Source organism: Gilvibacter sp., assembly GCF_965601605.1.
Taxonomy (GTDB): domain Bacteria; phylum Bacteroidota; class Bacteroidia; order Flavobacteriales; family Flavobacteriaceae; genus Gilvibacter.
Map to the genome: position 1 here is coordinate 1 of NZ_CBFCWJ010000044.1, position 9,277 is coordinate 9,277.

Sequence of the window (9,277 nt, forward strand, 5' to 3'; positions counted from 1 at the left end):
GGCACAGGCTCATCAGTCTTTGGTCTGTAAATGTCAGTCGCCAAACGCACTCCGTCTCTCATCGGCATCATGACCTTTTGATCTATGATGGCTATTTCTTCTAATTTTTTAAGTACATCATCATCCTGAGAAGCAGCCCATTGAGGAGTTAGTAGCAATAAGAAAAAAAGACTCGAAATAAAGGAGATGCGAGACATGCGAACTGATTTTTGGTTAGTGCATTAAAAATACAAAAAATGAACCCGCAGTTGAGACCTGAGCGCTTCTTTAATCAATTATAAAAGTGTTGCCAAGAGTAAATCGAGTGTTTCTACGGATGCATCCCGAAAAGCTATCTACTAGTTTAGCCTCATATTTCAAAGTGAAATCCCCTTCGAATTGTGCGTTTCCCCGCACTCCCCTTTTATTTCACAGTTCGTATTTCGATTGTTTATTAATTCTAATCCTAATAATTATGAGTAATCTAAGTACAGTTTTTGCAAACTCAGTTGACAATTCAGGTTCTGCTACAGACGGCGTTCAAGTAACCGCTTATGGCCAAGGACAAGTTTCTGGAGTAACTTACACCGTTCCTGCTCACGCAGATGTCGATGTGGACTTTACCCTTAACATGCAATGTGTAACACCTGAGAATGTAAATGCTTTGGATCAATTGATCCGCAGTCTATTAACCGCTTCAAAACAGCACGAGTACGATCAACTAACAAAAAAGACATCCAGCGGTGGTCGCGGCTTCTTTTTATTCTTTTCTGGAGGAGGAAGTCATTCTTCATACAGCCAAACTACCCACACCATGGATTCCTGGGGACTGACTCGCGAACAGCAGTCTAAGATCATCGACACCATGATGGATTTGGTGAACAAAACTCAGCGTTTTGAATACAAGGGTACCATTCAAAACACGCAGTACGACTATTCAGTTTCTGGAAGTATGTTTGGTATTGTGATGGATGCGACCATCCAAAAGGATGAAAAGCACACACAAGTACGTTTCTTAGCGCCTAACCTTCATTTGCAAGGAAACGATGGCAGTTCTATTCCTACGATAACCCCGCCACTTTATAAGAATTCTTAGTCGTAAGGATTTTTAGGAGTTATAAAAACCTCGTCTTTCGACGGGGTTTTTTTATTACCAAGCAAAGATCTCAATCGCCAAGCTCAGTGATCTCAAGGATCGTGCTTGCTGGCTTGATGAGATATTTATGAATTGATCATTCGCTTGAGAGTTTACAGCGGTCAAAACAAAGAGCTCTGCAGGAGAAACATCCTGCTGAATAAAACTTCCGAGCCCACTGTAGAACAGCCCAAGACGAATTCCAGGAATTACGGTTGATCTTAAGCTAAAACCTCCTCCCACTTGCCAGGCCCATGCTTGCTGATTAAAATCTTGGTTTACGATCTCCCCGGGACCCAATCGAAAGTTACCAACGGCTGCAGGCGACATAAAGTCTAAACTTAAAAAAGCATCTGGTATGCGATTCGACAAAGAATAAAAACTACTTCCAGCAGCAGCTTTAAGGTAAATGCTCAAATGGTTTTTACCAAGATTGAAAGCGATTGGGCTCCATTTAAAACTCAGCCAGAGTACATTGATATCTGTGGTGGAACCAAACGCATAGCGTCCACTATTGTTAACAGAGATCTCACCTCTGGAATCTAAGTAAGACTGTGTAATAAACGCATTCTCGCGATACTCGATCTGTTGCAAGAGATCCCATTGAACCCCAATGCTAAGTCGTTTGGAGAAATTCCAATTTGCGAAAAGGCCAATTTGAGCTTTAGACTGGTCAAATTCTTGATTTATTCCTGAAGCCTGTTCATTGACTGTAATTTCATTTTGAGTTAGATCGTTGGTATCAAATAGCAAAGCACGCCCAGATTCAAGATTTAACCAAGAATAGCCAGTGCTTATGCCTATTTCTAAACCTTTTATCCGCTGATCATAGGGCATGGAACTTTCTTGAGCAAAGCATAATTGCAATGCAAAAACAAAAGCTATACTAACAACGATCGCCCTAGAGGTCAAACCAGACATGATTCTTGATAAGCCAACAAATTAGCTATTGTCAAGAGGATTTCTATAGGTGATTATACTGGAAAGCACTCCAACTAGAGTCACCGTATGACCCTGAAAATTATTAATTTAAGCCGTTTAACGGATAAACATTAAACTCATCGATTAGTTGGATTTAAGTTTTAGAATCCGAAGAAAATTCTTACCTTTAAGTACCTCAAAGATTGACGCTTACTTAGGCTATAGTCGCCACCAATTCCTTTTAACTACTCGTGCTGATCCTTATATCGCTGCGTTTTGCAGTGGTAAAGACTGTATAACACGCTAACCTCACCGTATGAAGCGACTATTACTCAAGTTAAATTTTGTTCACAACAAAGATTGGGATCAGACGCGTGAATGGCTCAAACTCAAATTGGTAGAATATGCCCGTGCGAGTAGTTATGCGATTCATCGCTAAAATTACCCAAAAAGAAACTCCCCGCTATTCGCGGGGTTTTTTTATGTAATAGGATCAGCCGGGTCAATCACCGGAGCGGTAGTTTGATCTTTTAGTTTAATATCACTCAAAAAGTGATTGCTAAAAAGCTCCTGCATCTCAGGACTCAAGAGTGCCGCTCTTGACTTTTGCCAAGACTTAATTGATGCAGCATCGAACATATGTTCTACCAAGCCCGGATTGTCCCAGTCCGCATTCTTTCCCCAGTGGATTGCAAAGGGAATGTTGTGCTTTTTGAGTTCTTCTATCATCCGCTTGCCGTACTGATTCAAGCTCATGATTCGTCGGTTAGGCTTCCACAATACGCCGTCAATTTCAAGCATACAGGTGATTGGGAATTTGGTAAAGGCCATGGTTGCCTCCGATTGTTTGACAAAGCGCATCGCAAAAATACCAGGTATTGGACCCTCATTAACGGTTAGGTCAGTCAACACCTGAAGTGCTTTTGCAGAATCCTTATGGTCTACTCCAAAGGAACAAGCAAAGGCTGCCCCTTGATATGGCGCATCCCAGAAGATCTCTGGCAGCGTTCCGGTAACCACACGTTCAAGGTCATTCAGCGGTAAGATGGTCTTTCTGAGACGTTTAATAAGCCAAGGAATACTTTTAGGAAATTTCTCAGCGATCTTGATAAACACATAGATCAAGTCCCGATAGATCGATTCTTTAATGATTGGAAAGGGATCTGGATAGGGTGTCTGATAAGGCTTTTTATACATCACCTCGACCACGTAGTCGGTTTCCTTGGAATACGGATTGATAAATACCTTGTAATGATAGGGTCTATTGGGTTTACCATTGGAGTCTAACTCTTGCGGTATACTGAAACCACTATTGGCGAAGTCCATAGTTGTGGACAACTCCAAAGCCAATTTCTTGGGTATTTTCTGCACATATCGATTCAACAAAAAACGATCTTCTGCTTCAATGACTACTCCATGAATAAAACCAAAACTACCTAAACTCACCAAAGCCGCTTTAAAGATCTCGTCGTCTCTAACAATTCGACCAGACACTTTTTGTGCAAATGCATCATTTAGAGCGGGTTTACTTGCTGGTTCTAAGTAGATGTTATCCTGCGGATCGGGACCGGTGATAATATTGAGTCCAACTACATAATCTTGTACGGAACCAACGTCCAGACCTGAGCCATGAACGCCTGTAGAAATACAACCTGCAATGGTTTGACCGTTGCTGGCTCCAGATGTCTTTAAGGATTTGCCGTGGGCTGAGAGCACTTCAGATACTCGTTTGATCGTATTTCCGCATTGAAAGAAAAAGATATTGTCTGCGCTAAAATTGGAATTGGCATGCAGATCCGTATCAAATGTGGGTATGTGCATATTCATGAATCCATTGTAATGCATACGGTCGTGATGACTGGCAATATGATTCATGGACCAGCGGGAGCCATAAGCTCTGAAACCCTGATGCGCATTTTTTGTTTCTTGGATCAGCCGTTGAATTTCTTGAGCTGCATCCGCGTACCGCGCAAATTTATCCGGCAGGTTTCCCTCCCCTTCCAATTCGGTAATGTACAAGGTTTTTAATGGAAAAGGGCCATTGTGGTGCAAGGTGTCCCATTCCGATTTTGCATGTGCTATTGTTGAGGCCATAGTTAGTTAGTTTCGAGTTGACAGACGTATTTGATCTTGACTTTGCGTTTTCTTCCAAAGGTTATTGCACTGAGCAAAACACCTCCAAGGGTATTTCTGAATTCAATGGTGTGAATCCTTCCGGATTTACAGTCGGACGATTCTTTTATCAAATAGTTGATGTCTTGAGTTGTGGCTTTTGCTGTGATCACTGTATCTAGCTCTATAACCTGCATATCGCGATAGTAATCTGTACGGCTGCTGAGTGGATCGGGTTGCTCATCGCCGTTAATACTGACAAAACGAACAGAATAGCAGGAGTGCAATGAGAACATCAGAAGTCCTAGCAAGGCAAACCGAACAATTTTAGGGGTTGTAATTGACATGTTGAAGGGTGTTATTTTGGGTTTGGTTATGGGTCGAATTCGTTGATTTAAAAGTAGTTGTGCACAAAGAGTTGGACAAGAGGATTTATCCCCTAATTGCAGAGGGAATTCCTGTATCTTTGCTAAAACCTTGTGATTATGACCCTAGCCGTTGGTATCTGGCAAGCCGTTTTGATCGGTATTTTGATCTTTGGAATCATGTTCCTTTCTTTCCTGATCGCGGTCATTAAGAAGTATCAAAAACGAAACAACAAGAAATAAAAAACCCTCCAAGAATAGCTCTTAGAGGGTTGAATTAATTGGTTTTGTGTTCTTAGCTCAAGTAAGCGGATAGTTGTTGCGTTTGCTTTTCTTTAGAGTCAATATCTGGATAGCTTAGAACACCCCAAGTCTCTTGCATTTGAGAGATCAAGTCTTCACGATTCATTTGTTTTAAAATATTGAAAACCGCATTGTATCCTGAATCTAAAGCCCCTACAATCCAACCGTGATGCACGGAACAGCATTCTCCTGCTAGATTTAAGTGTCCGTCAAATTCAGGACTGAGTAAGGAGGGATAAAGGTTCTTGAACTGCCCTGGTTTGTATAAGGCGAAAGCACCACCCCCTGCGTGGTTGTCCCAAAACCAGGTCTTGGTTGTAATCTCAGGGTCATAGCCAGCAAAGGCTGCCAGGACGTCAACCTCTGGGTATAAGTACTGAATTCCTTTTAAACACTCATTGACACGCTCTTGATCCCCCAGAGCTCCCATGCGTTCCGCATCTTGAGCCCAACAATAGATCTGCAAGACGCCTCCTTGGGCCTCATAACCGTATGAAGGGTAAACGATCTGTCTGTTGGGTCGGTCTGAAGTGCCAACACCCAAACCGGCATCTTGACGCTCACCCAGTTTGGCCCAAAACTGATTGTGAAAGGTGATGAACGCTTTAAATGATGGCATATAATTGCACTCTCTTAAAGCTCGAGCTTTGTCAAAGCTTAAAGATTGGAAGAAATCACCGCCTAAACTGCCGTTGATATAATTACCATTTGGCAAGGTACTGATCACATAGGGGTAGTTTTTGGTATGTGTTCCTTGAGCATCGGTCAGATCGACTTGCATTCCGCCATAACCACTGTACATATTGCTGTCATAGCGAAGCGCATTTACTTTTGTGTTGTTGAATACCCGCTGTTTTGCTGCAGAAGCAGGAGCTGGTGTAGGTACGATAGGGTCTGCTTTAGGAACGGTCGATGGTGGCGCCGCATCGGCAGTAAGATTGGATGGAGAATATCCTTTCTGCCCATTTTGTCCGGGAATCATTCCGACTAATTGTTGGGCAGCGATTCCATCGGTAATTTGCACACCATCTTGCAGGTTAAGTACCGTCTTACAAGCATCTGGAAAGTGTTGCATGCCTTTGTCTACAGTAACCATATAGATGTTTTGATCTGCTTTGTCATAAGGATTTTTACTTCCTCCCCAGTCGTAAACGGCAATAACCATTTCAACAAAGGAAACAGAATACATCCCTGTACCCACGTTTAATGTTTCCAGATAGGATATTACATTGTAGGGCAAATGATCTGTTTTATCTCCCATTGCTGGTTGATAATATTCTCCTAGATCTCCCAGGGTAAAGACATTGCTCAAATAGCTCCACATGGAGTGATCGTCATGCTGCATCAGCATTTCAAATCCTTTTTTAAAGGATTCATTGATCGCCTCAATAAAGGGTTGGTTGACTTTATCCAAGATCATGTTTATAGGCAGATAAGGAGCGCTGGATCCTTGTGAGGTTGGTGTTAGCCATACCTCCGCGATATCCCCCCCATTTGCAGCATCAAAATTCAGTGGATTCAATCCAGCGTCTTTTGCCTCTATTGGCGCTTGCATATTGTTGTATCGCAATCGCTGCACTGGTGAACTGTAATAAAATTTACGCCAGTTGACCAATTGATCGTTCAAGCCATTTCTGGTCAAGACCGTGTTTAAGGCAATGGTTAGTTGTTGAACGGGCAACATATCTGCAGAGAATTGCGGAACACGCATACCTCCAACTTCACCGTATAAACAGGCCTGATCCGGATTGTTTGGATCATAGTTTTTGGAATACCACGTATCTATGCGACCTCCAACGCGATCTGAAGCCTCAAAGATCTCAAATTCGAGGCCTAAGGATTGTAGAATTAAACCCGCATACATTCCTGCAAAACCACCACCTACAATACCCACCAAAGGCGTAGTGTCATCCAATTGAAGCTTGGGTCCCTCTTTCGCTTTCTGGCGTTGCTGCTTCAGCTGTTCTAAGTAGCGATCACCGTGGTTTTTTACTACATAGTCTGAAAAGGCTCTTTTAATGGATCCTTTTGTGGTCTCTTGTTTTGATCTTTTTAGTGCTTCGGATGAAGTGCTGTCCGGTTGTGCCGGGCTTCTGAATTCTAAATAACTCATGCCTTAGGGGTTTTAGTTTGGATAAAACTACAATTGACCCTTTGGCGATAACAGGTGGTAAATACCTGTTTTATGGCTTTCCTTCCTTTTTATGTTTGCCACTATTGATGAAATAGACTCCAGTTAATAGTACCAATGCTGCCATTACTGATTGCAAGCTTATAGATTCATTTAGCACATACCAACCCAAAAGCATAGCAATGATTGGGTTTACGTAGGTAGAGGTTGCCACCTTTTCCGGAGAGACTCGTTTAAGTAAATAGTTAAATGAGGTGAAGGCTGCGATACTTCCAAACACGATTAGGATCACCATAACCCATTGTACATCGGTTTGCCAATGTTGGGGTCCAACCCAAGGCTCTCCAAAGGCCCAACTCACTATAAACAACATTAAACCTCCAAAGAACATTTGGAATCCCGTGTTGACAAAATAGTTCTTTGGCAGATCGGCATAGGTAACAAACAAACTGCCGTAGCCCCAACTCAACATACAGCTAAAAATCATCAGTACTCCAAGCAGACTATTTGGACCCATAAGTATCTCCTCTTGACTGATCAGCAAATACATCCCTACCAAGCCAAGGAATACTCCAATCATGGATTTGAACTTGATCTTCTTTCCCTGTAAGAGCCACATCAGCAATAATACTACTAAGGGCTGAGCAGCAATTTCTAAAGCCGCGAAGTTGCTATCCACGAATTTCAATGCCCAGACCACTATTCCATTTCCGTAAGTCAGAAACAAAAAGCCAACAAAAGCGGTATTTCTGACCTGTTTCCAACTGATTTTTAAGCTATGACCGAGCAGACGAGCAATACCAAAGATCAATAAGCCAGCAGTTGTAAAACGGATGCCCGCCAAATAAAAGGGTTCTAACTGTCCCACTGCGACTTTATTAAGCATATAGGTGGCTCCCCAGATCACGTAGATCGCAAAAAATGCTAGAGGTATGAGAACGCGTTCAGACTTCACAGGAGTACTTAGAATTGAGAATCAATAGTACAGCTATTAATTGAGACGGCAAGAATGTGCGCTATAGATTTATCTGAATTCGGTATAGATTGGCATTTCGCATGCTAATGCCTCAAAATATTTTGGATTCGGTCAAGCCTTGAACTTGCTGATTAAAACAAGCAATAGGTAAAGTGTTGAAAGTGATAGCCAAATCAACTGTGGTACTAGCAAAAGGTGCAGTTTGGCAGCTTCTCTTGCTAATCGACTATAATAGTAAATACTAAAGCCAAAAGTTATTAAGGTCAAAATTAAGCCCGTCTCAATGGGATAGAAATAGGGTGTGATTAAGGGATACAGCCAAATCAATGCTAATACACCAATGCCAAGATTGAACAAGGATTTGCCAAGATGTCGTCGCTGTATTATCTTTAATAGAACAAAGACGATTAGTACGCTTAAAGTCACCCAAACGCCTGTTGCATATTCAGGAATCCAGTAAAGTGATTGATACAACTGCTCGGTCATGATGGTGTGTTTCTAGCAAATTAAGGCATTTTTTAAATGCCAGAAACTGACAATGATCAAACATTAACTTTGCGTTAAACCCAAAGATTATTATACAAATCAAATTGAAAATAAAGAACTTTGAAATAAAAACAAGATGACCATATTTGTAGACATGGACGAGGTGTTGGCAGACACTTACGGCGCACATATTGATCTGTACAACGCAGAATTTAACGCCCAATTGAAGCTGGAAGACATAGCTAGTGGTGAAGTTTGGGAGAACGTCCCTTATGAGCACTTGCAAAACGTAAAAGACCACGTATGGCGCGATGGCTTCTTTAGAGAGCTACCCGTGATCAAAGACAGCCAGCAGGTCATGAAAGAACTCTCTGAAAAGCACGAGGTTTACATAGCAACAGCTGCGACTCAGTTCCCCAATTCTCTGCGTGAAAAAAGTGATTGGTTGGATGAACACTTTCCCTTCATCACTTGGGAATACCGCATACTCTGTGGTCATAAATTTATATTGGATGGTGATGTCCTGATTGATGATCGCTCGTATAACCTCAAGTACTTCAACGGCCGTGGACTTTTATTCAATTCTCCACACAACAATAAAGACACTGGCTATGAGCGCGTGGACAGCTGGCAAGAAGTAGCCCAAAAGCTTTTGAAATAGGACTTTAACAAGATTATAACGCAACCTTGTCAATTCTTGTCGACTTATTAATAGAGACAAGTTTAATTAACAACAAGCGTTATGGAAATTTTATTTAAAAATTGGGCAGCCAAGAGAGCCAGATTACTGGTGCTGCTTGAAGAGTGGGCTAAAGCAAGTAGTTATGCAATACACAGATAGCTTTACCCACCAAATATCCGACCTATGA

At 41.9% G+C, this 9,277-nt stretch carries 10 protein-coding genes and 1 pseudogene; 4 read left to right on the top strand and 7 right to left on the bottom strand.

Features of this window, described 5'->3' with window-relative positions:
• Positions 1-197, bottom strand: a pseudogene (locus tag ACSLP7_RS12850) (CocE/NonD family hydrolase); the annotation flags it as partial.
• A gap of 257 nt (positions 198-454) precedes the next feature.
• On the opposite strand from ACSLP7_RS12850, the gene ACSLP7_RS12855 reads away from it, so the two are divergent.
• On the top strand, positions 455-1,075 hold the full coding sequence (locus ACSLP7_RS12855) for a hypothetical protein (protein ID WP_435579670.1): 621 nt from the start codon (positions 455-457) through the stop codon (positions 1,073-1,075).
• Positions 1,076-1,129: 54 nt separating this feature from the next.
• On the opposite strand, the gene ACSLP7_RS12860 is transcribed toward ACSLP7_RS12855, so the two are convergent.
• Positions 1,130-2,035 carry a hypothetical protein gene (locus ACSLP7_RS12860; RefSeq protein WP_435579671.1) on the bottom strand — a complete coding sequence of 302 codons (906 nt, stop codon included), beginning with the start codon at positions 2,033-2,035 and terminating at the stop codon, positions 1,130-1,132.
• A 316-nt stretch (positions 2,036-2,351) separates the two neighbouring features.
• On the opposite strand from ACSLP7_RS12860, the gene ACSLP7_RS12865 reads away from it, so the two are divergent.
• Positions 2,352-2,474 carry a hypothetical protein gene (locus tag ACSLP7_RS12865; protein WP_272832471.1) on the top strand — a complete coding sequence of 41 codons (123 nt, stop codon included), beginning with the start codon at positions 2,352-2,354 and terminating at the stop codon, positions 2,472-2,474.
• A gap of 41 nt (positions 2,475-2,515) precedes the next feature.
• On the opposite strand, the gene ACSLP7_RS12870 is transcribed toward ACSLP7_RS12865, so the two are convergent.
• Positions 2,516-4,129 (bottom strand): FAD-binding protein, encoded by a 1,614-nt coding sequence (locus ACSLP7_RS12870; protein ID WP_435579672.1) that lies wholly within the window; start codon positions 4,127-4,129, stop codon positions 2,516-2,518.
• A gap of 2 nt (positions 4,130-4,131) precedes the next feature.
• The gene (locus ACSLP7_RS12875; RefSeq protein ID WP_435579673.1) at positions 4,132-4,494 is read right to left on the bottom strand and encodes a hypothetical protein; all 363 of its coding nucleotides are present in this window, start codon (positions 4,492-4,494) and stop codon (positions 4,132-4,134) included.
• 138 nt (positions 4,495-4,632) lie between these two features.
• On the opposite strand from ACSLP7_RS12875, the gene ACSLP7_RS12880 reads away from it, so the two are divergent.
• Positions 4,633-4,755: a hypothetical protein gene (locus ACSLP7_RS12880; RefSeq protein ID WP_435579674.1), complete on the top strand. Its 123-nt coding sequence runs from the start codon at positions 4,633-4,635 to the stop codon at positions 4,753-4,755.
• Between the two features lie 52 nt (positions 4,756-4,807).
• On the opposite strand, the gene ACSLP7_RS12885 is transcribed toward ACSLP7_RS12880, so the two are convergent.
• The 3 genes from ACSLP7_RS12885 to ACSLP7_RS12895 all read right to left on the bottom strand — a co-directional run bounded on the left by ACSLP7_RS12885 (position 4,808) and on the right by ACSLP7_RS12895 (position 8,408).
• The gene (locus ACSLP7_RS12885; RefSeq protein WP_435579675.1) at positions 4,808-6,928 is read right to left on the bottom strand and encodes an FAD-dependent oxidoreductase; all 2,121 of its coding nucleotides are present in this window, start codon (positions 6,926-6,928) and stop codon (positions 4,808-4,810) included.
• A 70-nt stretch (positions 6,929-6,998) separates the two neighbouring features.
• Complete coding sequence (locus ACSLP7_RS12890) at positions 6,999-7,901, bottom strand: EamA family transporter (protein WP_435579676.1); 903 nt, start codon at positions 7,899-7,901, stop codon at positions 6,999-7,001.
• 132 nt (positions 7,902-8,033) lie between these two features.
• Positions 8,034-8,408: a hypothetical protein gene (locus tag ACSLP7_RS12895; RefSeq protein ID WP_435579678.1), complete on the bottom strand. Its 375-nt coding sequence runs from the start codon at positions 8,406-8,408 to the stop codon at positions 8,034-8,036.
• Positions 8,409-8,544: 136 nt separating this feature from the next.
• Between ACSLP7_RS12895 and ACSLP7_RS12900 the strand changes: the two genes are divergently transcribed.
• Positions 8,545-9,069 (top strand): 5' nucleotidase, NT5C type, encoded by a 525-nt coding sequence (locus ACSLP7_RS12900; RefSeq protein WP_435579679.1) that lies wholly within the window; start codon positions 8,545-8,547, stop codon positions 9,067-9,069.
• Positions 9,070-9,277: the final 208 nt, after the last annotated feature.

Bases quoted from the DNA above. Each gene is read 5' to 3' on its own strand.
- ACSLP7_RS12900 (WP_435579679.1), top strand. From the start codon at position 8,545: ATGACCATATTTGTAGACATGGACGAGGTGTTGGCAGACACTTACGGC.
- ACSLP7_RS12880 (WP_435579674.1), top strand. From the start codon at position 4,633: ATGACCCTAGCCGTTGGTATCTGGCAAGCCGTTTTGATCGGTATTTTG.
- ACSLP7_RS12895 (WP_435579678.1), bottom strand. From the start codon at position 8,408: ATGACCGAGCAGTTGTATCAATCACTTTACTGGATTCCTGAATATGCA.
- ACSLP7_RS12855 (WP_435579670.1), top strand. From the start codon at position 455: ATGAGTAATCTAAGTACAGTTTTTGCAAACTCAGTTGACAATTCAGGT.
- ACSLP7_RS12865 (WP_272832471.1), top strand. From the start codon at position 2,352: ATGAAGCGACTATTACTCAAGTTAAATTTTGTTCACAACAAAGATTGG.
- ACSLP7_RS12870 (WP_435579672.1), bottom strand. From the start codon at position 4,129: ATGGCCTCAACAATAGCACATGCAAAATCGGAATGGGACACCTTGCAC.
- ACSLP7_RS12875 (WP_435579673.1), bottom strand. From the start codon at position 4,494: ATGTCAATTACAACCCCTAAAATTGTTCGGTTTGCCTTGCTAGGACTT.
- ACSLP7_RS12885 (WP_435579675.1), bottom strand. From the start codon at position 6,928: ATGAGTTATTTAGAATTCAGAAGCCCGGCACAACCGGACAGCACTTCA.
- ACSLP7_RS12860 (WP_435579671.1), bottom strand. From the start codon at position 2,035: ATGTCTGGTTTGACCTCTAGGGCGATCGTTGTTAGTATAGCTTTTGTT.